This is a genomic window from Streptomyces sp. NPDC007157 (assembly GCF_040634235.1).
Taxonomy (GTDB): Bacteria; Actinomycetota; Actinomycetes; order Streptomycetales; family Streptomycetaceae; genus Streptomyces.
The window spans coordinates 14,733-40,774 of record NZ_JBEYFE010000028.1 but is presented as its reverse complement, the minus strand read 5'-3'; the positions used below and the strand labels follow the sequence as shown (position 1 = coordinate 40,774).

Annotated in this window: 23 protein-coding genes and 2 tRNA genes; 13 read left to right on the top strand and 12 right to left on the bottom strand. The window is 72.3% G+C overall.

The window, feature by feature from the left end:
* Positions 1 to 9: 9 nt before the first annotated feature.
* The 4 genes from ABZ642_RS37150 to ABZ642_RS37135 all read right to left on the bottom strand — a co-directional run bounded on the left by ABZ642_RS37150 (position 10) and on the right by ABZ642_RS37135 (position 1,943).
* Positions 10 to 1,338 (bottom strand): SDR family oxidoreductase, encoded by a 1,329-nt coding sequence (locus ABZ642_RS37150; RefSeq protein WP_360492844.1) that lies wholly within the window; start codon positions 1,336 to 1,338, stop codon positions 10 to 12.
* Positions 1,339 to 1,368: 30 nt separating this feature from the next.
* Positions 1,369 to 1,440: transfer RNA gene (locus ABZ642_RS37145), tRNA-Asp, on the bottom strand.
* Between the two features lie 11 nt (positions 1,441 to 1,451).
* Positions 1,452 to 1,523, bottom strand: a tRNA-Ser gene (locus ABZ642_RS37140).
* Between the two features lie 165 nt (positions 1,524 to 1,688).
* Complete coding sequence (locus ABZ642_RS37135) at positions 1,689 to 1,943, bottom strand: WhiB family transcriptional regulator (protein WP_351705417.1); 255 nt, start codon at positions 1,941 to 1,943, stop codon at positions 1,689 to 1,691.
* 259 nt (positions 1,944 to 2,202) lie between these two features.
* Here ABZ642_RS37135 and ABZ642_RS37130 point away from each other — a divergent pair, with 259 nt between their 5' ends.
* Positions 2,203 to 2,991: a VOC family protein gene (locus ABZ642_RS37130; RefSeq protein WP_360492840.1), complete on the top strand. Its 789-nt coding sequence runs from the start codon at positions 2,203 to 2,205 to the stop codon at positions 2,989 to 2,991.
* 12 nt (positions 2,992 to 3,003) lie between these two features.
* Here ABZ642_RS37130 and ABZ642_RS37125 read toward each other — a convergent pair whose 3' ends face one another.
* The 3 genes from ABZ642_RS37125 to ABZ642_RS37115 all read right to left on the bottom strand — a co-directional run bounded on the left by ABZ642_RS37125 (position 3,004) and on the right by ABZ642_RS37115 (position 5,874).
* The gene (locus ABZ642_RS37125; RefSeq protein ID WP_360492837.1) at positions 3,004 to 4,041 is read right to left on the bottom strand and encodes a LacI family DNA-binding transcriptional regulator; all 1,038 of its coding nucleotides are present in this window, start codon (positions 4,039 to 4,041) and stop codon (positions 3,004 to 3,006) included.
* A 119-nt stretch (positions 4,042 to 4,160) separates the two neighbouring features.
* The gene (gene ligD / locus ABZ642_RS37120; protein WP_360492834.1) at positions 4,161 to 5,180 is read right to left on the bottom strand and encodes a non-homologous end-joining DNA ligase; all 1,020 of its coding nucleotides are present in this window, start codon (positions 5,178 to 5,180) and stop codon (positions 4,161 to 4,163) included.
* A gap of 136 nt (positions 5,181 to 5,316) precedes the next feature.
* Entirely contained in the window at positions 5,317 to 5,874 is a 558-nt protein-coding gene (locus ABZ642_RS37115; RefSeq protein ID WP_360492832.1) for a hypothetical protein, read from the bottom strand.
* A 154-nt stretch (positions 5,875 to 6,028) separates the two neighbouring features.
* Between ABZ642_RS37115 and ABZ642_RS37110 the strand changes: the two genes are divergently transcribed.
* Both ABZ642_RS37110 and ABZ642_RS37105 read left to right on the top strand, forming a co-directional pair.
* Positions 6,029 to 7,093, top strand: coding sequence for an ATP-dependent DNA ligase (locus ABZ642_RS37110; protein WP_360492829.1), 1,065 nt, complete (start codon positions 6,029 to 6,031; stop codon positions 7,091 to 7,093).
* A 122-nt stretch (positions 7,094 to 7,215) separates the two neighbouring features.
* Complete coding sequence (locus ABZ642_RS37105; protein WP_360492826.1) at positions 7,216 to 8,196, top strand: DUF3048 domain-containing protein; 981 nt, start codon at positions 7,216 to 7,218, stop codon at positions 8,194 to 8,196.
* Here the strand turns inward: ABZ642_RS37105 and ABZ642_RS37100 are convergent.
* Complete coding sequence (locus tag ABZ642_RS37100; RefSeq protein ID WP_360492823.1) at positions 8,193 to 8,657, bottom strand: MarR family transcriptional regulator; 465 nt, start codon at positions 8,655 to 8,657, stop codon at positions 8,193 to 8,195. The genes ABZ642_RS37105 and ABZ642_RS37100 overlap by 4 nt on opposite strands.
* Before the next feature lie 383 nt (positions 8,658 to 9,040).
* On the opposite strand from ABZ642_RS37100, the gene pcaH reads away from it, so the two are divergent.
* The 5 genes from pcaH (at position 9,041) to ABZ642_RS37075 (ending at position 13,734) form a co-directional block, all read left to right on the top strand.
* The gene (pcaH, locus tag ABZ642_RS37095) at positions 9,041 to 9,814 is read left to right on the top strand and encodes a protocatechuate 3,4-dioxygenase subunit beta (protein ID WP_360492820.1); all 774 of its coding nucleotides are present in this window, start codon (positions 9,041 to 9,043) and stop codon (positions 9,812 to 9,814) included.
* Between the two features lie 6 nt (positions 9,815 to 9,820).
* Complete coding sequence (gene pcaG, locus ABZ642_RS37090; RefSeq protein ID WP_360492818.1) at positions 9,821 to 10,423, top strand: protocatechuate 3,4-dioxygenase subunit alpha; 603 nt, start codon at positions 9,821 to 9,823, stop codon at positions 10,421 to 10,423.
* Between the two features lie 5 nt (positions 10,424 to 10,428).
* Complete coding sequence (gene pcaB / locus ABZ642_RS37085; protein WP_360493083.1) at positions 10,429 to 11,760, top strand: 3-carboxy-cis,cis-muconate cycloisomerase; 1,332 nt, start codon at positions 10,429 to 10,431, stop codon at positions 11,758 to 11,760.
* Complete coding sequence (gene pcaD / locus ABZ642_RS37080) at positions 11,757 to 12,878, top strand: 3-oxoadipate enol-lactonase (RefSeq protein ID WP_360492815.1); 1,122 nt, start codon at positions 11,757 to 11,759, stop codon at positions 12,876 to 12,878. The genes pcaB and pcaD overlap by 4 nt, the downstream gene beginning before the upstream one ends.
* Before the next feature lie 64 nt (positions 12,879 to 12,942).
* On the top strand, positions 12,943 to 13,734 hold the full coding sequence (locus tag ABZ642_RS37075; protein WP_360492813.1) for an SDR family NAD(P)-dependent oxidoreductase: 792 nt from the start codon (positions 12,943 to 12,945) through the stop codon (positions 13,732 to 13,734).
* A gap of 80 nt (positions 13,735 to 13,814) precedes the next feature.
* On the opposite strand, the gene ABZ642_RS37070 is transcribed toward ABZ642_RS37075, so the two are convergent.
* Complete coding sequence (locus ABZ642_RS37070) at positions 13,815 to 16,496, bottom strand: AAA family ATPase (protein WP_360492810.1); 2,682 nt, start codon at positions 16,494 to 16,496, stop codon at positions 13,815 to 13,817.
* Between the two features lie 181 nt (positions 16,497 to 16,677).
* On the opposite strand from ABZ642_RS37070, the gene ABZ642_RS37065 reads away from it, so the two are divergent.
* From ABZ642_RS37065 to ABZ642_RS37055, 3 genes are all read left to right on the top strand, one after another.
* The gene (locus ABZ642_RS37065) at positions 16,678 to 17,949 is read left to right on the top strand and encodes an MFS transporter (RefSeq protein ID WP_360492807.1); all 1,272 of its coding nucleotides are present in this window, start codon (positions 16,678 to 16,680) and stop codon (positions 17,947 to 17,949) included.
* A gap of 3 nt (positions 17,950 to 17,952) precedes the next feature.
* On the top strand, positions 17,953 to 19,095 hold the full coding sequence (locus tag ABZ642_RS37060; RefSeq protein WP_360492804.1) for an anhydro-N-acetylmuramic acid kinase: 1,143 nt from the start codon (positions 17,953 to 17,955) through the stop codon (positions 19,093 to 19,095).
* A 121-nt stretch (positions 19,096 to 19,216) separates the two neighbouring features.
* On the top strand, positions 19,217 to 20,263 hold the full coding sequence (locus tag ABZ642_RS37055; protein WP_360492801.1) for a DUF2510 domain-containing protein: 1,047 nt from the start codon (positions 19,217 to 19,219) through the stop codon (positions 20,261 to 20,263).
* Between the two features lie 147 nt (positions 20,264 to 20,410).
* Here ABZ642_RS37055 and ABZ642_RS37050 read toward each other — a convergent pair whose 3' ends face one another.
* On the bottom strand, positions 20,411 to 21,025 hold the full coding sequence (locus tag ABZ642_RS37050) for a TetR/AcrR family transcriptional regulator C-terminal ligand-binding domain-containing protein (RefSeq protein ID WP_360492798.1): 615 nt from the start codon (positions 21,023 to 21,025) through the stop codon (positions 20,411 to 20,413).
* A gap of 250 nt (positions 21,026 to 21,275) precedes the next feature.
* Here ABZ642_RS37050 and ABZ642_RS37045 point away from each other — a divergent pair, with 250 nt between their 5' ends.
* Positions 21,276 to 22,070, top strand: coding sequence for a phosphatase PAP2 family protein (locus tag ABZ642_RS37045; RefSeq protein ID WP_360492795.1), 795 nt, complete (start codon positions 21,276 to 21,278; stop codon positions 22,068 to 22,070).
* Positions 22,067 to 23,026 carry a hypothetical protein gene (locus ABZ642_RS37040; RefSeq protein WP_360492792.1) on the top strand — a complete coding sequence of 320 codons (960 nt, stop codon included), beginning with the start codon at positions 22,067 to 22,069 and terminating at the stop codon, positions 23,024 to 23,026. Before ABZ642_RS37045 ends, ABZ642_RS37040 begins: the two co-directional genes overlap by 4 nt.
* Before the next feature lie 85 nt (positions 23,027 to 23,111).
* Here ABZ642_RS37040 and ABZ642_RS37035 read toward each other — a convergent pair whose 3' ends face one another.
* A complete protein-coding gene (locus ABZ642_RS37035; RefSeq protein ID WP_360492789.1) occupies positions 23,112 to 23,768 on the bottom strand; it encodes a phospholipid scramblase-related protein in 657 nt (218 codons plus the stop codon).
* A 67-nt stretch (positions 23,769 to 23,835) separates the two neighbouring features.
* Complete coding sequence (locus tag ABZ642_RS37030) at positions 23,836 to 25,884, bottom strand: phosphocholine-specific phospholipase C (RefSeq protein WP_360492787.1); 2,049 nt, start codon at positions 25,882 to 25,884, stop codon at positions 23,836 to 23,838.
* Positions 25,885 to 26,042: the final 158 nt, after the last annotated feature.

The following is a 26,042-nucleotide window of genomic DNA, read 5'->3' as shown; positions in this document are numbered from 1 at the left end:
GCTCCCCACTCACCACGCGGCCTCCCGGTAGTCCTTCAGGAACACCCCGGACACCGGGTCGCCGGCCTCGCCGCGCACGATCGGGTCGTAGACGCGGGCCGCCCCGTCGACGATGTCGAGCGGGGTGCGGAAGCCCGCGCCCGCCATCCTGGCCTTCTTCGGGGCCGGGTTCTCGTCGGTGATCCAGCCGGTGTCCACCGCGCACATGTGGACGCCCCGCTCGGCGAGTTCGGCGGCGCTGGTGCGGGTGAGCATGTTGAGGGCGGCCTTGGCCATGTTGGTGTGCGGATGGCCCGCCGTCTTGTTGCGGACGGCGAACCGGCCCTCGACCGCGGTCACGTTGACCACGTACCGGCGCGGGTGCGGCGAGGCCAGCAGCAGCGGCAGCAGCCGGTCGCAGAGCAGGGCCGGGGCAAGGGCGTTGACCAGCTGGGTCTCCAGGACCTCGGCCGGGTCCAGGTCGCCGAGCCGGGCCGACCAGGAGTTCTCCGGCGAGGGGTCGGGCAGCAGCCCGGCCTCGTCGGCCTCCCGGAGGGCGACGGGCAGCGACGCGGCTCCCTTCGCCGGCGTCCGCAGCGATGTGAACCCGGGGGCCGGTCGGGCGCCCGGCGGCAGCGCGGCGCGTTCGCCGGAGGCCAGCAGGGCGTAGGACTCGGGTGGTCTGCGCACGGTCTGGGCCGCGTTGTTGACGAGGATGTCCAGCGGCTCGCCCTCCTGCCGCAACTCCTCGCACAGGCCGAGCACTTGACGTGGATCACGCAGGTCGACGGCGAGCACGGTCAGCCGGTCCCGCCATTTCGCGCTGCCGGGGGCGGCTTGGAAGCGGCGCACGGTGTCGTGCGGGAAGCGGGAGGTGACCAGGACTTCGGCGCCGTCGCGCAGCATCATCAGCGCCAGCTGGAAGCCGATCTTCACCCGGCCGCCGGTGAGCAGCACCCGGCGGCCGCTCAGGTCGGTGCTCAGGGCGCGGCGGGCGGTGTTGTCGGCGGCGCAGTCGGGGCAGAGCCGGTGGTAGAAGGTGTCGACCTGTCGGTAGGGCGACTTGCAGACGTAGCACGTGCGCGGCTTCTGGAAGACACCCCCGGCACCGGGCACGGCCAGCGGCGCGTCCTCGCGGCGGTCCAGGGCGCCGGTCGCGGTCGCGGCCATCACAGCGGCGTCGGCGCGGGACAGTTCGGTGCCGCGGGTCCTGCGGCGGCGCAGCCGTCCGTCGCGGGCGAAGGAGGCGGCGACCTGCTCGGCGCGCAGCCGCACCGGGTCGTCGACGGGCAGCGCCCGCAGCTTCCCCACCACGTCGTGGAAAGCGGCCAGTTCCGCCTCGGTGATCGCCTCGCTCATCCGTCCCGCCGCCCCGTGTCCGCCCTACCGTGGTCCCAGCCGGATTCGAACCGGCGTATCCGCCCTGACAAGGCGGCGAGTCTGCCTCTGCTCTACAGGACCTCGTCACGCGGCCCGGACGACCGGATTCGAACCGGCGTGTTCGCCTGAGCAAGGCGGTGCGTCTGCCTCTGCGCTACGTCCGGCCGCGTCCCGGGATCGTAACCGGGCGCGGCGAGGGACCGTACACATTTTCCGGGGCGGCCGTGGTCCGGCTCTTCCGGGGCGGCCGTGGTCCGGCGATTCCGGAGCGATCATGGTCCGGCGTTTCCGGGGCGGCCGTGTTTCAGCTCTCCCGGGGCGGTCGTGGGTCAGCGGGAGGCGCGCCGGAGTTCCAGTCGCTCCTTCTCGGACAGGCCGCCCCAGACGCCGAAGCGTTCGTCGTTGTCCAGCGCGTACTCCAGGCAGGCCGAACGCATCTCGCACATACCGCAGATGCGCTTCGCCTCGCGCACCGAACTGCCGGGCTCGGGGAAGAAGAAGTCCGCCCCGGTCTGCGCGCACAACGCCTGCGCATGCCAGACCGGGACGGGCGTGCGGGGTGGGATGGTGGTGTCGAAGTGCATGCCCAGGATCGTGCCGTGCGGCGAAAAACGTTCGATCAACGCCCGCTCAACGGGGGCGCGACGGACCGCAGCAGCCTCGATCATGCGCGACGACGCCACGCCTGCGCACGGCGGCGCGCGCAACGGAATCAAAACTCGGCGAGTGCGTCAAGTGACCTACGGTAACCGGATTGCGGTGGGCGCGCTCCGGCAGCGATTGTCAGTGGGCGGTGGAAGACTCGGCTCTGCAATGCACGGGACCCTTCCGAGGAGGGCGAAGATGCTCACCACCCGTTTCGTCAACGGCGCTCCCAACTGGATCGACCTCGGCACCCCCGAGATCGACGGCGCCGTCTCCTTCTACAACGGCCTCTTCGGCTGGCAGTTCCAGTCGGCGGGTCCGGACGCCGGCGGTTACGGATTCTTCCAGCTGGACGGCAGGACCGTCGCCGGCGGTATGCAGACCAGTCCCGAACAGGGCCCGCCGAGCTGGACCGTGTACTTCCAGAGCGAGGACGCGCAGGCCACCGCCAAGACCGCCGAGCAGGCGCACGGCAGCGTCCTCGCCCAGCCGATGGACGTGATGGGCCAGGGCCACTTGGCGATCCTCGCCGACCAGGCGGGCGTGCCCTTCGGGATCTGGCAGCCAGGGCTGACCAAGGGCGTGGACGTGGCGAGCGATCCCGGTTCGCTGTGCTGGGTCGAGCTGTACACCCCGGACATCGCGGCGGCCGCCGCTTTCTACCACAAGGTGCTCGGCCTGGAGACTTCCGGAGTGCCCTTCCCCGGCGGCACCTACACCTGTGTCAACCCCGCGAACGGCGACGACGACTCCATGTTCGGCGGGGTGGTCCCGCTGGCCGAGGACCCTGCCGAGGCCCAGATCGGCGCGTACTGGCTGCCGTACTTCGAGGTCGAGGACCCGGACGCGGTGGTGGAGAAGGCGCAGCAGACCGGTGGCAAGGTGCGGATGCCGGCGACCACGCTGGAGGGTGTGGGCCGGATGGCCAAGCTGGCCGACCCGTACGGCGCCCGGTTCGCGGTGATCAGGGGCGAGCAGCAGGGCTGAGGCGGAGGCGGTCTATGCGGTGGCACGCCGTACCAGTGTCGTGGGCAGGATGACGCTGGACGGCGCGCCCGTGGCCGGGTTCCCCCGGGTCAGGGAGGCCAGCAGGAGCCGGGCCATCAACCGGCCCATCTCCTCGATGTCCTGACGGACCGTCGTCAGTGACGGCTCGGCCTGTTCGGTGACGGGCAGCACGTCGTCGAAGCCGATCACGGCCACGTCCTCGGGCACCCGGTGGCCGCGCTCGCGCAGGACGCGCAGGGCGCCCAGTGCGGTGAGGTCGTTGGCCGCGAACACGGCGTCGACGTCCGGGCAGCGGTCGAGGAGTTCGGCCATGGCGCGCTCGCCGCCGGCCGGGGTGAAGTCGCTGGGCACGACCAGCCGCGGATCGGTCCTTCCCAGGGCGTCCATGACGTCCCGGTAGCCCTGGAGGCGGTCGGCGGCCGATGTCTGGTCCAGGGGCCCGGTGATGTGGGCGATCCGGGTCCGGCCGAGGCCGGCGAGATGGCGTACGGCGTCCTGGGCGCCGCCCCGGTTGTCGCAGTCGACGTACACGGCGCTGTTGGTGCCGTCGCTCCAGCCGGGCCGGCCGCCGAACACGGTGGGAACTCCGGCGCCCTCGATCAGACCGGGCAGCGGGTCGTCGAGATGGAGCGAGAAGACGAGCGCGCCGTCGACATGGCCGCCGGCGAGATAGCGGGCCACGCGCGCGTGGTCGTCCCGCCCCTCGGTGAGCAGCAGCACGAGCTGGTTGTCGCGGGCGGTCAACTCCTTGCTGATGCCCCGCAGTTGGAGGGCGAAGAAGGGGTCGGTGAAGATCCGGGTCTCGGGTTCGGCGATGACGACGGCGATCGCGTCGTGCCGTTTGGTGACCAGGCTGCGGGCCGCCTGGTTGGGGACGTAGCCGAGTTCCTCCACCGCTTTGCGGACCCGCTCGACGAGGGGTTCGCGCACCCCGTCCCCGCCGTTGACCACCCGGGACACGGTGGCCCGGGACACCCCGGCCCGCGCGGCCACGGCCTCCAGTGTGGGGCGCGACACTGCCTCGGACACCTGGGCCCTCCTCATCGGCGGCTGACGATCAGCATAGCCCCGGACGGGAGGGAGGACGTGAGCGCCGCCGGGGCGTGACAGCCCGCCGGGGCACCGGGATCCGGACCCGAGCCCCTTCGTCAGGAGGGCTGTTCGGGCCGTGCGCGGCTCGGCTGGACGCGTTTGGGCTCGCCCGGCATCTTCGGGTACTCGGGCGGATACGGCAGGTCGCCGAGACCGTGCTCGTGTTCGTCGCGGCGGGCGAGTTCGAGGAGCGTGTCGAGGGAGAAGGCGTGGTCGTCCATGTCGGCGTGCACATCGCCGACTTCGGCGAAGCGGGCCGGCATCGTGACGAGGTCGAAGTCGCCCGGCTGCACGTCGTCGACCTCCTCCCAGCGCAGGGGCGCGGAGACCGGGGCGTTCGGACGGGGCCGCAGGGAGTAGGCGGAGGCGATGGTGCGGTCCCGGGCGGTCTGGTTGTAGTCGACGAAGATGCGCTCGCCGCGTTCCTCCTTCCACCACTTGATCGTCACCTGGTCCGGCATCCGACGCTCCAGCTCGCGGCCCAGGGCGATCGCCGCGCGCCGCACCTGGGTGAAGGTCCAGCGGGGTTCGATGGGCACGAAGACATGCAGGCCCCGGCCGCCGGAGGTCTTGGGCCAGCCGCGCAGCCCGCCGAACTCGTCGAGGACGGCCCGCAGTTCGTGGGCGGCGCGGACGGCGTCGGCGAAGTCGGTGCCGGGCTGCGGATCGAGGTCGATCCGCAGTTCGTCTGGGCTGTCCACGTCGGCGCGGCGCACCGGCCAGGGGTGGAAGGTGAGAGTGCCGTACTGGGCGGCCCACACCACGGCGGCCTCCTCCGTGGGGCACATCTCGTCGGCGGTGCGGCCGCTGGGGAAGGTGATGTGGGCGGTGGGGATCCAGTCCGGCATGCCCTTGGGCGCGCGCTTCTGGTAGAACCACTCGCCCTCGACGCCGTCGGGGTAGCGCTGCAGGGTGGTGGGGCGGTCGCGCAGGGCGCGCAGGATGCCGGGGGCCACGGCCGCGTAGTAGCGGGCGACGTCCAGCTTGGTGAAACCGCGCTCCGGGAAGAACACCTTGCCGGGGCTGGACAGCCGTACGGTCCGGCCGGCCACCTCCAGTTCCACCGCATCACCCATGCGGCCACGGTAGGCGCACCACCCGGCCCGCGCATATCGGCTACGCCCGTCCCGCACACATCGGCCAGGCCCGCGGCCCGCACATCGGCCAGGCGCGGGGCACGGACATCGATCAGGCCCGCGGCCCGCACATCGGCTAGGCGCGGGGCACGGACCAGGTGACTTCGGGCCTGCGCTGGACGTCGTAGACGATCCGGTCGGGGCGGCTGCCCTTGGCCATGCCGAACGTGATCTTCCCGCGCAGACAGCTGCCCGGTCGCACGGTGCCCGCCGAGACCGGATAGGTCGGCGCCGGTACGCCGTACCCCCTGAGCCCGAGCGGCTTGACCTCGGTGCCGTCCTTGAGCCGGAGGGTCCACGGGGACTGCGCGACGATGACGTTGGTGCTGGCGGCGTCGGCGCACGTCTTCACTTCCAGCACGGCCCACTCGGGGTCGGGGAAGTCGGCGAGGTTGGTCGGAAGGTGCACGCCCTTGGCGGGCTGCGTGTAACTGACGGCGGTCGTGGTGGCGCTGATGTGACTGCCGTCGCCGTCGATGTCCTTCCAGTGCCGGCCGGAGCCGAGCGTGAGGGCCTTGGTCGAGGCCTGCGCGCGGGACGCCTCGGCGCCGGCCGGGTCGGCGCCACCGCCGGTGCAGGCCGTCGCGGTCGCCGCCAGCAACAGGACAGCGGTGACGGTCGTACGGATACGCATGAATGTTCCCCCGTGGAGCGTGTGTACCGAATGAGCATCATGCTGCCTGTGCGGGTGCTGTGCGGACACCGTGTCCAGGTTGTGATCAACAAGCACCGATCCGGGGCGTGCACGCGACGAGCGGAGCCCGGGGTCCGCTCGTAGAGTCGTGGGCATGGATCTGCCGGTGATGCCACCCGTGAAGCCGATGCTCGCCAAGTCGGTGGCGTCGATCCCGCCGGACATGCAGTACGAGGCGAAGTGGGACGGCTTTCGCGCGATCGTGTTCCGGGACGGCGCCGAGGTGGAGCTCGGCAGCCGTACCGGGAAGCCGTTGACGAGGTACTTTCCCGAGCTGGTGGCGGCGCTGACGGAGCGGGTGCCCGAGCGGTGCGTGCTGGACGGGGAGATCGTGATCGCGCGGGAGGGCCGGCTGGACTTCGACGCGCTGACCGAGCGGATCCATCCGGCGGACTCCCGGGTGCGCACCCTGGCGGAGCGGACGCCCGCCTCCTTCGTCGCCTTCGACCTGCTGGCGCTGGCCGACGAGTCCCTGCTGGACGTTCCGCTCACCGACCGCCGCGCCCTGCTCACCACGGCGCTCGCCGGGGTCACCCCGCCCGTGCACCTGGCGCCCGCGACGACCGATGTGGACGTGGCCCGGCAGTGGTTCGAGCAGTACGAGGGCGCCGGCCTCGACGGGGTCATCGCCAAGCCGCTCACCCTGCGCTATCTCCAGGACGAGCGCGCCATGTTCAAGGTGAAGCACGAGCGGACCGCCGACGTCGTGGTGGCGGGCTACCGCCTGCACAAGAGCGGCCCGGTGGTCGGTTCGCTGCTGCTGGGCCTGTACGACGACCGGGGCGCCCTCCAGCATGTCGGCGTCTCGGCCGCGTTCCCGATGAAGCGGCGGGCCGAGCTGATCGAGGAGCTGGCGCCGCTGCGCATGGACGACGCCTCCGGGCACCCCTGGGCGGCCTGGACGCAGGAGGCCGCCCACGAGTCGGCCCGGCTGCCCGGCGCGCCGAGCCGCTGGTCGGGCAAGAAGGACCTGTCCTGGGTACCGCTGCGGCCCGAGCGGGTGGCCGAGGTGGCGTACGACCACATGGAGAACGGCGCCCGCTTCCGCCACACGGCCCGCTTCCGCCGCTGGCGCCCGGACCGCACACCGGACAGCTGCACCTACGCCCAGCTGGAGGAACCGGTGCGGTACGACCTCTCGGAGATCCTGGGGTCGTAGCCCCGACACCCCTCCCCGCGGGCGGGTCACCCGACGGTGCGTGATCGGTTTCGACCGGGTATGGCCACCGGTGAGCCGATGAGCACACAATCAAGGGGACGAACGGGGTGGCAACGGTGGGCATGCGACACAGGGCGCCGACGCGCCGGACCGTGCTGACGGCCGCACTGGCCGCGGCCGTGCTGTCGGCCGGCTGCACCCGGCACGACACCTCGGACGACGGCCGGGCACCGCACGACAGCCAGGCACCGGACGACAGTCAGGCGCCGGACGGGCAGCGCACCGCCGGCACCGGCTCCGTACTGGCCGTGAAGATCGACAACGTCGGCGCGGCCCGCCCGCAGACCGGACTGGACTCTGCGGACGTGGTGTACGCGGAGCAGGTGGAGGGCGGGCTCAGCCGGCTGATGGCGGTGTACGCCACCAAGCTCCCCGGGGTCATCGGCCCGGTGCGCAGCGCTCGCGAGTCCGATCTGGAACTGCTGCGCCAGTTCGACCGGCCGACGCTCGCCTTCTCCGGTGCCCAGCGCAAGCTGCTCCCGCTGATCGACCGGGCACCGCTGCGGCCGGAGACCCCCGACGCGGCGTCCGACGCCTACTACCGGGGCAGCGACAAGCCGGCGCCGCACAACCTGTATCTGCGCCCGGCGAAACTGATGGCCGGCGCACCCGGCGAGGCGGCGCTCACCACCGGCTTCCGCTACGGCCCGGCCTCGGCCGGCGGCACGGCCACCGCCACCCGCACCGTGCGGTATCCGGCGGCCCGCTTCACCTTCACCTGGTCCGGCGGCGAGAAGCGCTGGCTGGTGTCGATGGACGGCACCCCGGCCCGGACCCCGGCCGGGAAACGGGTGGCGGCCGCGACGGTCGTGGTGCAACACGTGCGGGTACGCACGTCCGAGTTCCACGACGTGCTCGGCAACCACACGCCGTTCACCGAGACGGTGGGGACGGGGAAGGCCGAAGTGCTGCGGGACGGGCGTTCGTTCGAGGCCACCTGGACACGGCGGAAGGCCGGCGACGGTACGACGTTCACCGGGGCGGACGGCAGTCCGGTGGACTTCGCCGAGGGGCAGGTCTGGGTGGTGTTCGCGAAGTCCTAGGCCTGCGGGACGAGGGGCTCCGCGGGATTGCGCAGCCCCTCCGCCGCGTCCGAGACCCGGCGGATCAGTTCGAAGAACTGGGTCTGCTCCTCGGCCGAGAGCGGGGCCAGGAACACCTGGTTCATCCGGGCGGTGCGCACGGTGAGCTTGCGGTGGGTGCGCAGCCCGTCGTCGGTGAGGCGCAGCAGAGAGCGGCGGCCGTCCTGCGGGTCGCGCACCTTGTCGACCAGCCCGCGCCGACCGAGCCGGCTGATGACCTCGGCGATGGTCGACCGGTCCAGACCCACCCGCTCCCCCACCGTGCGCTGGTCCAGTCCCGGCTCGGCGACGAGCGCGTTCAGGACGGCGAACTGCGGCGAGGTGATCTCCTCCGAGACCATCGTGTTCCACAGCAGGTAGTGGGCCTGCTGAAGCCGCCGGGCCAGGTGCCCGGGGTGGGTGGTGAGGTCCACCGCGGCCATATGCGCCCCCAAGATCCGAATTGGTTGGTGCACTGAACGATACTCGCAGTCACCACATCCTGTCTGTACACCCGTCTGCCATTACCCGAGGCCTTGACGAGCGAAGACGCCGGTGGCAGCGTGAAAGAGGTCTCGCCGAAGTACTCAGTGCCCTGACTAATTCCTTGATCGAGATGGGGCTTCACGGATGGCCGAGGTGGTCGCCACGGCTGGGAAGGCGGTGGCCGATGTGCCGAAGGGCGCGTCGCCGGCGGTGGGCGGGTTCTGAGCGACAGGTCGTGCGGCACCCGCGGGTGCGCCGCGGCTCGTCGCGCCCACGCGGCAGAGCCGCACATCGATAGAGCCCCGCGCTCCTGCCGGGGCGCTTACAGCTAGGAACTCCCATGACTCTCACCCAAGCCGACATCGACGTCGAAATCACCGCCGAACACTCCGCCTACGAAAAGCGCGTCGCCGAAGGCGCCCCCGTCGAACATCACCCCCGTCGGGACTACGCCCCCTACCGGTCCTCCGTTCTCCGGCATCCGAAACAACCCCTGGTCGCCATCGACACCGGCAAGGATCCGGAGCTGGTGGAGCTGCACTCCCCCGCGTTCGGGGAGCGGGACATCACCGGGACGGACAATGACCTGACCCGTCAGCACACCGGTGAGCCCATCGGTGAGCGGATCACCGTCTCCGGGCGGCTGCTGGACCGGGACGGCCGGCCGGTCCGAGGCCAGCTGATCGAGATCTGGCAGGCCAACTCGGCGGGGCGCTACGCCCACCAGCGCGAGCAGCACGACGCCCCGCTCGACCCCAACTTCACGGGTGTCGGTCGTACGATCACCGACGCCGACGGCGGCTACCGCTTCACCACCGTCCAGCCGGGCCCCTACCCCTGGCGCAACCACCTCAACGCGTGGCGGCCGGCGCACATCCACTTCTCGATGTTCGGCACGGCGTTCACCCAGCGGCTCGTGACGCAGATGTACTTTCCGAGCGACCCGCTGTTCCCGTACGACCCGATCATCCAGTCGGTGACGGACGACGCGGCCCGGCAGCGCCTGGTCGCGACCTACGACCACAGCCTGTCCGTGCCGGAGTTCTCGATGGGCTACCACTGGGACATCGTGCTGGACGGCCCGCACGCCACCTGGCTCGAAGAAGGACGCTGAGCTGCCATGACGAAGATCGACACAAGGAGCCCGGAGCAGGTGCTGCCCACCCCGTCGCACACGGTCGGTCCGTTCTACGGCTACGCGCTGCCGTTCCGCGGCGGCGAGGAGATCGCCCCCCTCGGCCACCCGGACACGGTCACGGTCCACGGGTACATCCTCGACGGCGAGGGCAACCCGCTGCCCGACGCGTTCCTGGAGCTGTGGGGCGCGGACCCCGAAGGGAACGTCTCCACCACCGACGGTTCGCTTCGCCGCGACCCGGCGACCGGTGACCACCTCGGCCGCAACGGCGTGGAGTTCACCGGCTGGGGCCGGATCCAGACGGACGCCGACGGACACTGGTACGCGCGGACGCTGCGGCCGGGTGCCCGTGGCGACAGCGCGCCCTACCTCAGCGTGTGCGTCTTCGCCCGGGGGCTGCTCATGCACCTGTTCACCCGGATCTATCTGCCCGGCGACGACGCCGCGCTCAGCGCCGACCCGCTGCTCACCCGGGTGGGCGAGCGACGCGACACACTGATCGCGGGCGACGAGGGCCGGGGGACCTACCGTTTCGACATCCGCCTTCAGGGCGAGGGCGAGACGGTCTTCCTGGAGTTCCGGTGACGACAGTGGGACACGGCGGCGGCGACGCCGGGCTGCTCGGTCCCGGGTGGGCCGGGTCCGCCGTCGCGTCCGCGACCGAAGACGCCGCCTGGCTGCGGGCGCTCCTCGACGCGGAGGCCGCCCTCACCCGCGCCCAGGCCGCCCTGGGGCTGGCCCCGGCCGAGGCCGCGGCGGCCGTGACGGAGGCGGCCGGCACCGACCGCTTCGACGTCGGTTCGCTCGCGGAGCGCGCCCGGGCCGGCGGAAACCCGGTCATCCCACTGGTCGCCGATCTGACGGAGGCGGTCGGCACGGAGTACGGGCCCTATGTGCACCGGGGCGCCACCAGCCAGGACATCATGGACACGGCGACGATGCTGGTCGCCGCCCGCACCCTGGACCTGGTCCGCGCCGACCTCGGCCGTACCGAGCAGGCGCTGGCCCGGACGGCCGCCGAGCACCGTGACACACCGATGCCGGGACGTACGCTCACGCAGCACGCCGTACCGACGACCTTCGGGCTGAAGGCGGCCGGCTGGCGTTCGCTGGTCCTGGACGCCCGGGACCGCATGGTGCGGGTCCGGGAGTCACTGCCCGTGCAACTCGGCGGCGCGGCGGGCACGTTGGCGGCCTTCGGAGCGTACGGCGCGGAACCCGTCGAAGAGCTGCCCGCGGCGTACGCGCGTGAACTCCGGCTCGCCGTCCCGCTGTTGCCATGGCACACGCTGCGTACGCCGGTCGCCGATCTCGCCGGGTGCCTGGCCTTGACGGCCGGCGCGCTGGGCAAGGTCGCCGTGGACGTGCTGACGCTGTCCCGTACCGAGATCGGTGAGCTCTCCGAGGGCAGCGGGGGCGGTTCGTCGGCGATGCCGCACAAGGCGAACCCCGTGCGGTCCACGCTCGTCGCGGCCGCCGCCCGGCGGGCCCCGCAGCTCGCGGCCGTCCTGTACGGCTCCCTGGTCGCGGAGGACGAGCGGCCGGCCGGTGCCTGGCACGCCGAGTGGGAGCCGTTGCGGGATCTGCTGCGCGCCGTCGGGGGCGCGGCCCGGGACACCGCGGAGCTGGCGGAGGGGCTGCGCGTGCACCCGGAGGCGATGCGCCGGAACCTGGATCTCACCCGTGGGCTGATCGTCTCCGAGCGGCTGTCCGCCGCACTGGCCCCCGTGCTCGGCCGGGCCCGCGCGAAGGAGCTGCTCACCGAACTCGCCCGCCGCACCCACGCCGAGCGGCGCCCGCTGCGTGAACTCCTCGCCGAGGAGCCCGAACTGAAGGACATCGACCTCGACGACCTGACCGACCCGGCCCGCTACACCGGCTCCGCCGGCGCCCTCACCGATCGTGCACTGGAGCGACGTTGATCGAGACCCTCCTCAACCACCGTGTCGAAGGCCCCACTTCCGCTCCTCCGCTGCTGCTCGGGCCGTCGCTGGGCACCTCGTACGCGCTGTGGGACGCGGTGGCGCCCGAACTGTCCACCGGCCACCGGGTGGTGCGCTGGAACCTGCCGGGACACGGCGGTTCGGCACCCGGTCTGCTCAAGGCGGGAGCGACCGTCGGTGACCTCGCCGACCTGGTGCTCGCGCTCGCCGACTCGCTCGGCATCGAGCGGTTCGCGTATGCCGGGGTGTCGCTGGGCGGAGCGGTCGGACTGCACCTGGCCGTCCACCACCCGGACCGGCTGGAAAACCTGGCCGTGATCTGCTCCTCCGCCCACTTCAACGGGGCCGGGCCCTGGGAGGAGCGGGCCGAGCGGGTACGCCGGGAGGGCGTGGAGTGGCTCGCGAAGAACGCGGGCAGCCGCTGGTTCACGCCCGGCTTCACCGTGCCGCGCCTCGTCGAGGACCAGCGGACGGTGGACCCGGAGGCGTACGCCGCCTGCTGCGACGCGCTGGCCGCCTTCGACCTGCGGGACCGGCTCGGCGAGATCGCCGTACGCACCCTGCTGATCGCGGGCCGTCGGGATCCGGCGACCCCGCCGCCGCATCTGCGGGAGATCGCGGACGCGGTTCCGGCGTCCACGCTGGTCGAGTTGCCGGGCGCCTCGCACCTGGCGCCCGCGCAGTGCCCCGAGGCCGTCCTCACCGCGCTCCGCGCGCACCTCGACGGCGGTGCCAAGCGGGGCATGGCGGTGCGCCGGGAGGTGCTGGGCGACGCCCACGTCGACCGGGCGCAGGCCCGCCAGACGCCGTTCACGGCCCGCTTCCAGGACTTCATCTCGCGCTACGCCTGGGGCGAGATCTGGACCGACCCCACGCTCTCCCGCCGCGAACGCAGCATGATCACCCTCACCGCGCTGGTCGCGCACGGCCACTACGACGAGCTGGCCATGCATGTGCGGGCCGCCCGGCGCAACGGGCTCACCCCGGAGGAGATCGGCGCGGTACTGCTGCAGACGGCCGTGTACTGCGGGGTCCCGGCGGCGAACTCGGCGTTCGCGACGGCCCAGCGGGTGCTGGCGGAGGAGGAGGAAGGGTGACCCTGGCAGTCGTAGCCCCAGCAGTATCAAGCAACCGGCGGAGGTGCGTGCCTACGCTGGAAGCATGTCCACCATTCTGATCACCGGTGCCACCTCCGGGCTCGGCCGGTACGTCGCCTTCGAGCTGGTCCGCTCCGGCCATGTCGTCCTCGCGCACGGCCGGGATCCGGGCCGTACCGACGCTCTGGTCCAGGAGCTGCGCACCGAGGGCGACGCGGAGGGCTTTGTCGCGGACCTGGCCTCGCTGGCACAGGTCCGGGAGCTGGGCGCGCGGGTCGCCGAGGCGCGTCCCGACCTGGACGTGCTGATCAACAACGCGGGCATCGGCGCCGGTGCGCCCGGCACCGGACGCGAGCTGAGCGCCGACGGCCACGAACTGCGGCTGGCCGTCAACTACCTGGCCCCGGTGACCCTGACCCACGCCCTGCTGCCGGTCCTGCGTGCCCGCACCCCGGCCCGGATCGTCAACGTGGGCTCGGCGGGCCAGGAGCCCCTGGACTTCGACGACCCCGAGTTCACCCGCGGCTACCAGGGCTTCGCGGCCTACTGCCGAGCCAAGTTCGCGCTGGCGGCCCACACCTTCACCCTGGCGGAGGAGCTGGCGGGCACGGGCGTGGCCGTCAACGTGCTGCACCCGGCGACCTTCATGGACACGGCGATGGTCAGGGAGGGCGGGGTGGCCCCGTGGAACACGGTGGCGGACGGCGCCCCCGGGGTGCTCGCGCTCGCGACCAAGGACTTGGGGACGGGCGGCTACTTCGACGGTACGAGCAGGGCGCGGGCGCACGAGGCCACGTACGACCGAGAGGTGCGAAAGCGCCTCTCCGCGGTCACGGATCAACTCCTCGCGCTGTAGCGCCCTTCAGGGGCGCGGGGCTGTATCGACAGGCGGCCGCCGCCGCGTGGCCGCGCTCGGCCACAGACGGCCCGCACCCGTCACCGCAGCCCGCGCCCCGTATCCAGAACCTCCCGCGCCTGGGCGACCAGCCCGTCCGCCCCGCACGACCGGGCCAACGCCAGCCCCCGGTTCAGCTCGGCCACCGACCGTGCGGCGATCCCGTACTCCACCCGCGCCGCCGCATGCTCGTACTGACACGGCGACGCCTCCAGATAGGCAACCGCCTGCGAGGCGAGCCGCACCTGCCGCTGCCCGGTCTCCAGCGCGGCGGCGCACCTCAGGGCCTCACCGATCGCCGTGTCCGTGCCGAACCGCTCGGCCTGCCGCCGTGCGTCCGCCGTCAGCTGTGCCGCCCGCGCCGGGTCCTCGCCCGCGAGGGCCCGGGCGAGGTCGAGCGCCCAGGGCACCACCACCGGGTTGAAGTGACCGCGCGCGGCGGCCGCCTTCTCCGCGGCCTCCAGTTCGTTGACGGCCTCCTTCGTCCGGCCGACGGCCAGCAGCAGCCGGCCGCGTACGGACCGCGGGTCCGGCATCACGATGGTGGAGGGGTACGGCGGTGCGAAACCGTACTGCTCGGCCGTCTCCCAGGCCTGCTGGACATGGCCGCGGGCGAGCAGCGTGTCGACCAGGTTGCAGGTGGCGGTCCAGTACAGGGGCAGTCTGCGGCCGACCCGCTCGGCGATCCGCAAGGACTCCCGCAGGGATGTCTCCGCGTCCCCCAGCCGGCCGCGCCTGCGGTGGGCGAGGCCCACATAGGCATGGGCGAGGGCGAGATGGCCGCCGCTCCAGCCGGCGGACTCGTAGGCGCGCAGGGCCTCGTTGTAGAGGCTCTCCGCGCGGTCGAGGCGGTCGGTGTAGACGTAGGCGTTGGCGAGCATCAGCAGCAGCTCGATGCCCCACTCGGTGTCGGTCCAGCCGAGTCCGGGAGCGAGCCGGCCGTTGACGAGGGCGCGGTCGCACATTTCCACGACCTCTTCGGCGTTCTCCCCCTGGATGAGAAGGTCGAAGCCGCGCAGCATCAGCAGGGCGCGCTCGGAGTTGTCCCGGCCGGTGCAGGTGTCGGCGAGCTCGCCGAGGCGTTCGGAGCGGCGCGGGGAGACCGCCTCGCCTGCGATGCCCTCCCACATGAACTGGACGGCCTGGAGCCGGAGCCTGGCGGGGCCGTCCTCGTGCCGGGCGGCCTCCGCCTCGACCGTGCGGACGGCTTCCTCCAGCTGGTCGTTGTGGAGGAGGGCCTGGGAGAGGCGGAAGACGGCGTCGACGCGTTCGGCGCCGCCGAGGCCGGGCATGCCGAGCGCGCTCCGCAGATGGCCGATGGTGACCGCGGGCTTGGTGAGCAGGGTGGCGCAGCCCAGTTCGTAGAGCACGCGCGCGTGGACCTCGGGTACGGGCGGTTCCAGCAGGGCGCGTTCGAGGCAGCGGCGGGCCGCGTCCGGGGCGCCGACGGCGAGGTGTTCCTTGGCCGCGTCCTGCAGCTGCTGGACGAGTTCCTCGTCGTCGTCCGGATGCACCTTCAGCAGGTGACGGGAGGCCTCGGCGATGCCCCGGCCGTCGTCGATGACGATCTGGGCGGCGATGCCGTGCATGGCGGTGCACATCGCCGGCGGGATGGAGTTGTAGACGGCGCTGGCGATCAGCGGATGGACGAACTCCAGGTCGCCGGTGTGGGAGCGGGAGCCGGCCGGGTCGGGTGCGGTGAGGATACGGGCGCTGCGCAGCAGTTCGGCGCACCGCTCGGCGTCCTCCACGGTCATGGTGGCGAGCTGGGCGACCAGGTCGACGGAGATGCCGGTGCCGAGGATGGCGGCGGCCCAGGCGAACCGGGTGGCGTCGATACCGAGACCTTCGAGGCGGGTGACGAGTCCGCCGCCGCGGGCCGACCGGTTGAGCGCGCGCAGTTCGCCGGCCCGGGCCTCGACGGGTTCGACCTCGCTGTCCTGGACCTTGGCGAGGAGCTCGACGGTCTCGTAGGGGTTGCCGCCGGTGACGGCCCAGACCTCGCGGCAGAACGGGGCGTCGGCGTGTGCGCCGAGGGTGGCGAGGGTGAGTCCGGCGGTGGCGTCCGGGGTGAGGGCGCTGAGGTTGTGCACGGGGTTCGCGGCCGCGGCGGCCACGGTGTCGAGGTAGCGGGCGCTGTCGCCGCTGACCTCGCCGGGGCGGCGGGCGACCAGGACGAGCACGGGCAGGTCGTCGAGGCGCTCCACGAAGGCGGCGAGCCAGGCCAGGGTCTCCTGGTCGGCCCAGTGCGCGTCGTCGATCAGCAGCACCAGCGGCCAGTCGCGTTTGGCCAGCCGGCGGACGGCGGCGACCAGTCCGTCGCAGACGCCCTGCGGGTCGGCCTGGCGCTCGCCCGGGTCGGTGATGCCGAGGGCGGGACCGGCGATGTCGTACCAGTCGCCGAGGTACTCCCGGGCCTCGTCGGGGAGCAGGGAGACCAGGGCCGGCTGGAGCAACTGCCGTACCACGTTGAAGGGAACGCTGCGCAGGGTCTCGCCGCCGCGGGTGGACCAGACGGTGCAGCCGCGGCGCTGGGCGATCCGGCGGGTCTCGGCCAGCAGGGCGGTCTTGCCGAGTCCGGCCTCGCCGCGCAGGACCAGCAGGTTCCCGGAGGTGGAGCGGTCGGCGCAGAGGAGGTCGAGTGCCTCGGTGATGGCGGTGAGCTCCGCGTCGCGCTCCCAGAGGGGAGCAGAGGAGCCCTCCGGGGGTAGTTCCTCCGTCATCCCGTTACCTCCCCAAGTCGCCCGAACGACGTACAGACCACGAGCCTAGCCGTCCTGTTGGCTGTCCGGAGGCGGGTCCGGGCAGCCGTTGCCGTGACGGGTGACGGCGGGCGCGGCGGGACGACGCGTGACGGCCCCGACCTGCCGCTGTCGAGCGAACGGACCGTCAACAGGCGTGGAAATGAAGCTGAGTTTCGAAGATCGGGCAGCACAGGAACGGAATCGCCCCCTCCGGGCGCTGGCGGCGGGCTCGGTGGGCAACTTCATCGAGTGGTACGAGTTCGGTGTCTACGGCTATTTCGCGACGGTCGTCGCCGAGCGGTTCTTCACCCCGGCGGGCGGCAGCGCGGCCGAGGGGCTGGTGCGCACCTACGCCTCGTTCGGGCTGGCGTTCTTCTTCCGCCCGCTGGGCGCGGCCCTGTTCGGCCGGCTGGCCGACCGGCTCGGCCGGCGGCCGGTGCTGATCCTCGTGGTCGCGCTGATGACGGGTGCCACGGCGCTCATCGGCCTGCTGCCGACCTATGCGCAGGCCGGTGCGCTCGCGCCCTGGCTGCTGACGCTCCTGAGAGCCATTCAGGGACTCTCCGCGGGAGGGGAGTTCGGGGGCGCGGTGGCGATGCTGACCGAGTTCGCGCCGCCGGGGCGGCGGGGGCTGTACGGGGCGTGGCAGTCGTTCACCGTGGCGCTGGGGCTGCTGGCCGGGGCGGGCCTGGCGGCCGGGCTCGCCTCCGTACTGACGGCAGGTCAGCTCGCCTCATGGGGCTGGCGGTTGCCGTTCCTGCTGGCGCTGCCGCTGGGCGCGCTCGCGCTGTGGCTGCGGGTGGGTCTGGACGAGACGCCGGAGTTCCGGGAGCCGGACGTGCGGGCGGTGCGGGTGTCGGCCGGGGCGGTCGCGGTGGCCGTCGGGCGGGTGATGGGCTGGTCGGCGGCCGGGTACACCTTCCTGGTCGTGCTGCCGTCGTACCTCCAGACCGCGCTGCACACCGGCTTCCGTACGGCCCTGCTGGCGACCGTGCTGGCGAACCTGGGTTTCGCGGCGGCGATCCTCCCGGCGGGGCTGCTCAGCGACCGGGTCGGGCGGCGGCCGGTGATGCTGACGGGCGCCGGTCTCGTGGTCGTGCTGGCCCTGCCGCTGCTCGACCTCCTCCAGGACGGCGGGGTGTCCGCCGGGGTGAAGGGCGCGGCCCTGTTCGGTGCCGGCGCGGTGGTGGGGCTGCTGGCCGGGCCGGGGCCCGCGCTGCTGGCCGAGATGTTCCCGGCGCGCGCCCGCTGCACGGGCCTGGGACTCGCCTACGCCCTGTCCAATGCCGTCTTCTCGGGCTGTGCGGGCCTCATCATCACGGAGGCGGTCGAGCGCACCGGGAACCTGGACGTCCCCGGCTACTACGCGGCGGCGACCTGCGCGGTCAGCGTGCTCGCGCTGGCGAGGTCACGGGAGACGAAGGCGGGCTGAGCGGTGCTGGTGATCGGTCTGATGTCCGGGACGTCGTACGACGCGGTCGACGCGGCGGCCGCCGAGCTGCGCCTGGCCGGCGACACGCTGCTGCTGAAGCCGCTGGGGCTGGTGAGCACGCCCTACGACGACGAGTTGCGCGAGGCTCTCGCGGGCGCGCTGCCGCCGGCCGCCGTACCGCTGGCGCGGGTGTGTCTGCTGGACACCCGGATCGGGCAGGCGTTCGCGGCCGCGGCCCTCCGGGCCGACCGTGAGCTGTGCGGCGGACGGGCCGAGTTGGTGGCCTCGCACGGGCAGACGGTCTTCCACTGGGTGGACGGCGGCCGGGTGCACGGGACACTGCAGCTCGGCCAGCCGGCCTGGATCGCGGAGGCGACGGGGCTGCCGGTGGTCGCCGACTTCCGGCCGCGGGACGTGGCCGCCGGCGGCCAGGGCGCGCCCCTGGTGAGCCTGGTCGACCTGCTGTGGCTGCGCGGCCGGCCGGGCACGCCGGTGGCGCTGAACATCGGAGGGATCGCCAACCTCACCGCGCCGGACGGCACGGCCTTCGACACCGGGCCGGGGTGCGCGCTGCTGGACGCCGCGGCCCGGGAGTTCACCGGCGGCCGGCTGACGTACGACGTCGACGGGGCGCTGGCGGCGCGCGGCCGGCCGCACGGCCCCCTGCTGGAGCGGCTGCTGGCGGACCCGTACTACGCGCTGCCCGCGCCGAAGACGACCGGCAAGGAGCTGTTCCACGCCGGGTACTGGCGGGCACCGGAGGAGCTGTCGGCCGAGGACGCGCTGGCGACGCTCACCGAACTGACGGCCCGGACGGTGGCGGACGCGGTACGCGGCCTCGGAGCCACAGAGGTGATCGCCTCGGGCGGCGGCACCCGCAACCCGGTGCTGATGCGGCTGCTCCGCGCCCTGCTCCCGAAGACCCCCGTCCGCGCCTCGGACGAACTCGGTCTGCCCTCGGCGGCGAAGGAGGCCTACGCCTTCGCGGTCCTCGGTTTCCTCACCGCACACGGCCTCCCGGGCACCGCCCCGACCGCCACCGGCGCCCGCCATCCGAGCGTCCTGGGCTCCCTGACCCCGGGACGGCACGGTCTGCGGCTGCCACAGCAGGCCCCGAACCCGCCGGTACGGCTGCGGATCGAGTGAAGTCCGACGGCTCGGTACGGCGGCTCGGCCGCGGGTCGATCACAGCGCGCGGGAGTCGGCTCATCCGAAAGTCGCCGGATCCTCTCATCCGACTTTCACCGATGCCTCATACGGTGGGGGCATGACGCAGGTGACTCCCCCCGGGTGGTACCCCGACCCCGGGCAGACAAGTGACGGTCCGGCCACTGAGCGCTGGTGGGACGGCAAGGCGTGGACGGAGCAGACCCGCCCCGCCGGGTCGGGTGCCGACTGGGGTCCCCCGACGCCATCGCCGGCCGACGGGGCCTACCAGGCATACCCGGCCTATCCGGGGTATCCGGCGCCGCCGGCCACCGGGAAGCGCGGGCTGCGCACCGGCGTTGCCGTCGGTGTCGCCGTGGCGGTACTGGCCGCCATCGGGGTGGGTGCCTGGGCGCTCACCGGAAACGGCGGCGGCAACGGCGGCGGACAGGCCTCGCAGCAGGGTCCGGGCGGCCAGGGCGGCGGTTCCGGCCAGGGCGGGCCCGAGGGGCAGAACGGCGGGCAGGGCTTCCCGTTCGGCGGGTCGGGCGGCTCGGGGTCCGGCGGCGGCTCGGGCTCGGGCGGTTCGGACGGCGGCGCGTCGCCGTCGCCCGGCCAGTCCGAGGCTCCGAAGGTCCAGGGCGGCGGCACGGTGTCGGACTCCATCAACGCCATCGGCATCCCGGTGCCGAAGGGCTGGACCGGGCAGGTGATCAACGTCGGCGCCCAGATCACGTCCGACAACTCCTACAAATGCCCCGGCGACACCTCCAAGACCTGCACCGCCGGCGGCGCCTACTCGGCGCCCGCGCTGGTGCTGGGCACCAAGGGCGACACCGCCGAGGAGGTCGCCAAGGCGGACATCTCGGCCAACGCCACGGAGTCGTACGGCGGCAAGTCCTACGGCTCGATCACCTCGCACCAGGTGCTGGCCTCCAAGGCCGTCACCGTGGCCGGGCAGAAGGGCTATCTGGTCCGCTGGAAGGCGGTGACCAGCAAGGGCGCCGACGGTTACGTCGAGTCGCTGGCCTTCCCGTCGCCCTCCAACGCCCAGCAGATCGTGGTGATCCGGTTCGGTGTCGACGTCGGTCAGAGCCAGTCCGTGATCGACGACATCACCAAGGGCATCAAGGTGTCCTCCGGCGGCGGCGACGGCCAGACCGTCTGACCCGCCCCCGAACGCCGATCGGCCGGGTGGAGCGCCCCTCCGCTCAAAGGGGAGCCCCACCCGGCCGGGGGGTGCGCGCCGCCCCCGTCCCCACGGTGCGGCGCGAGCAGGTCACCGTCCAGTCATCCCGTGGACGGCGGCCTGGGTCTAGGTCAGTCCGAGTGCGGGCAGCGCGACGGCCTCCACGAAACGGACGAGATAGTCGGCGTCGGCGTACTCACCGGTGAGCACGGGCCGTACCCGCAGAACGCCGAACATCATGGCGGGCACATAGTCCAGTGCGGCGTGACCCTCGGGAACCTCGCCGCGCTCGACACCGCGGAGCAGGATCGCCTGGAGCGCGGCGATCTCGGGTTCGACGAGCGCCTCGCGCAGTGCCTGCGCCAGTTCCTCGTCCGAGTGCATCGCGTGCCCCAGCGCCTGGAGCAACTTGGTGTCCTTGCGGGTCCAGGCACCCGCGGCCCGCGCGACCTCGCGCAGGTCCTCGGCGAGTGACCCGGTGTCGACGCCGCCGAAGCGTACCTCGCGGCTGGCCCGCAACGCGGCCGCGACGAACTGCGGCTTGGTCTTCCACTGCCGGTAGAGCGTGGACTTGCTGCACCGGGTGCTGGAAGCGACCCCTTCCATGGTCACGGAGTCGTAGCCGCATTCGCGGATCTGTTCGAGCACGGCTTCGAAGAACTCCCGCTCCCGCTCCGGCGTGATCTTGGAGCGGCGCGAGGCGGCGACCGTCTCCGGTCCGTCCGCGGCCTGCGACGTCATGTGCCCTGCTCCTCACTCGCGCATCACATACGGATCATCCGGTCTCCGCCCCCCGTTCAGTCCGGGCGGAAACCTACAACCAGTGTGGCCTACGTCTATCGATACGCCACTGTACCGGTACCCGACCGTATCGGTACAGTGGCGTATCGGTACAGTGGCGTATCGGTACGCTTCCGTATCGATGAGTATCGGTGAGTTCGGGCCACCGCCCGGACTCGGCACAGCACCACCGTGAGTGAGGGGGCCTGGGATGAGATCCCAGTCCGAGCCGGCAGCAGCGGAGCCGGGGGCGATAGCCCGGCCACCGCTGGTCCGTGAGCTCCTGCTCGTCGCAGGACTCTTCCTCGTCTACAAGTTCGGGCGGCAGCTGGCCACCGGCCACACCGCCGAGGCCCTGCACAACGCCCACCGGATCTGGGACCTGGAACGGACGCTGCATCTGCCCTCGGAGGTCGACGTGCAGTCCGCGCTGCTGCCCGGCGGCACCCTCGTCCACCTGGCCAACACCTACTACGCCACGGTTCATTTCCCGGCCACGCTGGCCTTTCTGGTCTGGCTCTACCTGAAGCGGCCCGCGCACTACGTCTGGGCCCGCCGGGTCCTCGCCGTGGTCACCGCCGCCGCCCTGGTGCTCCCCTTCACGTTCCCGCTGGCACCGCCGCGGATGCTGGCCGCCACCGGCCTCGTCGACACGGCCCGGGTGTACGGCCCCTCCGTCTACGGCCCGCCCGCTCGCGACCACCTCTCCAACCAGTTCGCGGCGATGCCCTCGCTGCACTTCGGCTGGGCCCTGATGGTGGCGGTCGGCCTGATCGTCGCGACCCGCTCCCGATGGCGCCCGCTGTGGCTGCTGCACCCGGCGATCACCCTGCTGGTGATCGTGGGCACCGCGAACCACTACTGGCTGGACGCGATCGTCGCCACCGCGATGCTCGGCGCCGCCCTGGCCCTGATCCACCCGCCGCACCGCACGGCCACCACGGCCGGACGGAGCACCCGCGGGTTCGTGTCCGAGGAGCCCGCGCTGGTAGGGGCGGGCCGATGAGCACCGCGACCCTGATCGCCGTCCTCCTCTCCCTGGTCTCGGCCGTCGCCTACGCGGCCGCCGCCGTCGCCCAGGAACGGCTCGCGTCGAAGACCGCCGGCGCCGGTCTGGTACGACTGCTCGGCTCCGGTGCCTGGTGGGCGGCGGTCGGCCTCAACGCGGGCGCCGCGCTCCTGCACGTCGTGGCCCTCAAGTACGGCCCGCTCACCCTCGTACAGCCGCTGGGCGCACTCACCCTGGTCGCGGCCGTACCGATGGGGGCGCGGGTGGCCGGGCGCCGGGTCAGCGCGACGGAGTGGCGGGGCACGGCCCTGACGCTGCTGGGGCTCGGCGCCCTGCTGGTCACGGCCTCCGGCCCCGCACCCCATCGGGTGCTGAGCCTCACCGAAGCCCTCGCGGTGGCCGGTACGACCGCCGCCCTGATCGGCGCCCTGTCCCGCCCCGGCACCCGCCCGGGCCTGCGGCACGCGACCGCGTCCGGCTTCGCCTCGGGCGTCGCCTCGGCCCTCACCCAGACGGTGACGGTGGCGGCGACGGACCGCTCCGGCCCGGTGCTGAGCGTCCAGGTGATCGTGGTGGCGCTCCTGGTGGCCGCGTTCGCGGTGGGCGGCCTGCTGCTCTCCCAGACGGCCTACCGAGGCGGCCTGGGCGCCCCCCTCGCGGTGGTCACCCTGTCCAACCCGATGGCGGCGGCGTTGATCGGCCTGACCCTGCTGGGGCAGGGCCTGCAGGGCGGCGCGGCGGGCATCCTGCTCGCCCTGGCGGGCGCGGGCCTCGCCTCCTTGGGCGTGGTCCTGCTGACCCGGGTGACCCCGGCGACACGGCTCGTGGAACCGGACGACGAGGAGCACCCGGTTGCCGCGGTGCTGGCCCTGGAGTCGGCACGGGCTGCGGCGGAACAGGCCCTGCTCCCACAACAACAGAAGCCCGAGACCGGTCAGCTCACGGCACACTGAGCGCCCCTTCAGGGGCGCGGGACGGTATCGACATGCGGCTGAGCCGCGAGGGCGCGATCAGCCCTCGCGGCCCCGCGGACGACCCTCAGCCCAGCCCCCGCGAGTCCTGCTTCAGGGCCGTGTCCACGGTCAGCGCCGTCGCCACCACCAGGCTCCGCAGCGGCTCCGGCAACTGGTGGTGGATCTGCAGCACGTAGTTGTCGGCGGTCGTGAACATCGTCTTGGCGAGCCCCTCCCACGTCTTCGTGATCCGGGCCACCTCCGTGTCGGTGTGGTCGACGATCGCGAAGTTCCACGCGCGCCAGTTCTCCGCCTTGATCGCACCGACCTTCTGGTCACCCACGATCATCGCGAAGTTGATCTTCCCGATCATGTTCTGCTGGACGATCTCACCCACCTGCGAGCCGTCCGGACGCGTGACGATCACCCTGGACTTGAAGATCTTCGCGGGCCGGGTCAGCAGCAGCTGCGGCTGTCCGGACGCGTCACGGATCTCCAGCCGGTGAGTCATGTACTGGTCGAGGCTGGAGACGAAGCGCAGGATCTTCTTCAGCGCGCTCTGCCCGACCTCGGCCACCGAGCCGATCTCCCGGCCGTGCTGGTCCATGACCTTGTACTCGTTGGTCAGCTCGATCAGCTTGGCCTTCTGGTTCACCACCAGCACCGGCTCGGTGAAGAGTGTCTGGGCCGCACCGTGCGGATCGCGGTACGAGTCTGCAGGAGTGTTCGATTGCGTGGTCACCGGGGCACACTACCCCGATGTGACCGGTACCTGATCAGTTCCGCACGATACGGCCCTCAACCCCTTGTCACTGGGTGCGGATCGCCGGGTCGCTGACCCCGGGCCGCCCGTTCTCCACGTGCCCCGCGAACCGCCGCACGAAGGTCGCGTCGGCCTCGGAGGTGACCGTCAGGTCGTACCACTGGTCGCTGTGGTTGAGGTGGGCGATGTGCTTGACGGTGGCCCCGGCGCGCACCGTGAACGTGCGGCCCCGGCCGCCGTACCCGTCGGCCACCGCCAGCTTCACCGTGCCGCTGCCCTTGTTGGTGAGGGTCAGCTCGATGTCGTCGCCGTGCGGCCGGGCGGTGACCTCGGGTCCCGCCACCTTGCCCGGGCCCTGGAAGGTGCGCAGGAAGCCGTTCGGGCCGTGCACGGTCAGGTCGTACGAGCCGCCCGAGTACGCCGAGTTCCAGGTGTCGGAGACGGACTTGCCGGCTTCGGTGGTGTAGCTCCAGGGGCCGTCGGCGCGGTTGTTGGAGGTGACCACGAAGGCGGCGCCGGCCTGCGCGCCCGAGGCGAAGGTCAGCGTGAGCTTGCCGGCCGCCGCGTCCAGCGAACCGTCCACCAGCGGGGCGTACTTGAGCGGCCGGGTGGGCCGGGAGCCGCGCTCCTGCTTGGGCAGGGCCGGGTTGGCGGGCGGGGTGGGCACGTAGTCGGGGTGGCGGTTCCTGTCCGGCGGCCGGTAGCCGTCGGTCGAGGGCAGCGCGACCGGCTTGGTGTCCTTGCGGGAGAAGTCGAACGCCGCGGTGAGGTCGCCGGTGACGGCGCGCCGCCAGGGCGAGATGTTCGGCTCGTGGACGCCGAAGCGGTTCTCCATGAACCGGATGACCGAGGTGTGGTCGAGCGTCTCGGAGCAGACGTAACCGCCCTTGCTCCACGGGGAGACGACGATCATCGGCACCCGCTGGCCGAGGCCGTAGGCGCCGGCGGCGTGGCTCGCGTCGCCCTTGAAGAGGTCCAGGGTCGGGTCGACCGTGGACTTGCCCTGGGCGGCGGAGGCCGGCGGGAACGGCGGGACCACGTGGTCGAAGAAGCCGTCGTTCTCGTCGTACGTGATGAACAGGGCCGTCTTCGCCCACACCTCGGGGTCCGCGGTGAGCGCGTCGAGGACCTGGGAGATGTACCAGGCACCGTAGTTGGCGGGCCAGTTGGGGTGCTCGGTGAAGGCCTCGGGGGCGACCACCCAGGAGATCTGCGGCAGCTCGCCGGCCTTGACGTCGGCCTTCAGCCGGTCGAAGAAGCCCTCGCCCTTGGTGGCGTCGGTGCCGGTACGGGCCTTGTCGTACAGCGGGTCGCCGGGCTGGGCGTTCTGGTACTGCTTGAAGTAGAGCAGCGAGTTGTCGCCGTAGTTGCCCCGGTAGGCGTCCTGGATCCAGCCCCAGCCGCCGGCCGCGTCCAGGCCGTCGCCGACGTCCTGGTAGATCTTCCAGGAGACGCCCGCCTTCTCCAGGCGCTCGGGGTACGTCGTCCAGGAGTAGCCGGCCTCGTCGTTGCCGAGGACCGGGCCGCCGCCCTGGCCGTCGTTGCCGGTGTAACCCGTCCACAGGTAGTAGCGGTTCGGGTCGGTGGAGCCCATGAACGAGCAGTGGTAGGCGTCGCAGATGGTGAAGGCGTCGGCGAGGGCGTAGTGGAACGGGATGTCGTCCCGGTTCAGGTACGCCATGGTCGTGGAGCCCTTGGCCGGCACCCACTTGTCGTACTTGCCGTTGTTGACGGCGGTGTGCGTGTCGGCCCAGCCGTGCGGGAGGTCCTGGATGAAGGCGAGGCCCAGGTCGTCGGCGTCCGGGTGGAACGGCAGGATGTCCTTGGTGCCGTTCGACTGGCGCCACACCGACTTGTCGTCCTGGGTGACCGGACGCGGGTCGCCGAAGCCTCGGACGCCCCTGAGGGTGCCGAAGTAGTGGTCGAACGAACGGTTCTCCTGCATCAGGACGACGATGTGCTCGACGTCCTCGATCGACCCCGTGCGGTGGTTCGCGGGCAGCGCGGCGGCGCGCTGGATGCTGTTGGACAGCGCGGTGAACGCCGTTGTGGCGCCTGCGAGTTGGAGGAATCGGCGCCGGTTTACTTCGGTCATGAGTGAGCGACCTCTCATCCTGACGCACGGGATGGCCGGAACAGGGCGGATTGTGCGCGGCTGCGAGTGTTCCAAGAGCATCGAACGTCAGGGAAGGGTCCGGTGGCGCGGATGTGAATCTCGGCGGTACGGGAGGTAGGTAGTCGGTAAGGAGGCGG

Coding starts and splice junctions, on each gene's coding strand:
- ABZ642_RS37150 (WP_360492844.1), bottom strand. CDS start 1,338: ATGAGCGAGGCGATCACCGAGGCGGAACTGGCCGCTTTCCACGACGTG.
- ABZ642_RS37135 (WP_351705417.1), bottom strand. CDS start 1,943: ATGCACTTCGACACCACCATCCCACCCCGCACGCCCGTCCCGGTCTGG.
- ABZ642_RS37130 (WP_360492840.1), top strand. CDS start 2,203: ATGCTCACCACCCGTTTCGTCAACGGCGCTCCCAACTGGATCGACCTC.
- ligD (WP_360492834.1), bottom strand. CDS start 5,180: ATGGGTGATGCGGTGGAACTGGAGGTGGCCGGCCGGACCGTACGGCTG.
- ABZ642_RS37115 (WP_360492832.1), bottom strand. CDS start 5,874: ATGCGTATCCGTACGACCGTCACCGCTGTCCTGTTGCTGGCGGCGACC.
- ABZ642_RS37110 (WP_360492829.1), top strand. CDS start 6,029: ATGGATCTGCCGGTGATGCCACCCGTGAAGCCGATGCTCGCCAAGTCG.
- ABZ642_RS37105 (WP_360492826.1), top strand. CDS start 7,216: ATGCGACACAGGGCGCCGACGCGCCGGACCGTGCTGACGGCCGCACTG.
- ABZ642_RS37100 (WP_360492823.1), bottom strand. CDS start 8,657: ATGGCCGCGGTGGACCTCACCACCCACCCCGGGCACCTGGCCCGGCGG.
- pcaH (WP_360492820.1), top strand. CDS start 9,041: ATGACTCTCACCCAAGCCGACATCGACGTCGAAATCACCGCCGAACAC.
- pcaG (WP_360492818.1), top strand. CDS start 9,821: ATGACGAAGATCGACACAAGGAGCCCGGAGCAGGTGCTGCCCACCCCG.
- ABZ642_RS37075 (WP_360492813.1), top strand. CDS start 12,943: ATGTCCACCATTCTGATCACCGGTGCCACCTCCGGGCTCGGCCGGTAC.
- ABZ642_RS37070 (WP_360492810.1), bottom strand. CDS start 16,496: ATGACGGAGGAACTACCCCCGGAGGGCTCCTCTGCTCCCCTCTGGGAG.
- ABZ642_RS37065 (WP_360492807.1), top strand. CDS start 16,678: ATGAAGCTGAGTTTCGAAGATCGGGCAGCACAGGAACGGAATCGCCCC.
- ABZ642_RS37055 (WP_360492801.1), top strand. CDS start 19,217: ATGACGCAGGTGACTCCCCCCGGGTGGTACCCCGACCCCGGGCAGACA.
- ABZ642_RS37050 (WP_360492798.1), bottom strand. CDS start 21,025: ATGACGTCGCAGGCCGCGGACGGACCGGAGACGGTCGCCGCCTCGCGC.
- ABZ642_RS37045 (WP_360492795.1), top strand. CDS start 21,276: ATGAGATCCCAGTCCGAGCCGGCAGCAGCGGAGCCGGGGGCGATAGCC.
- ABZ642_RS37040 (WP_360492792.1), top strand. CDS start 22,067: ATGAGCACCGCGACCCTGATCGCCGTCCTCCTCTCCCTGGTCTCGGCC.
- ABZ642_RS37030 (WP_360492787.1), bottom strand. CDS start 25,884: ATGACCGAAGTAAACCGGCGCCGATTCCTCCAACTCGCAGGCGCCACA.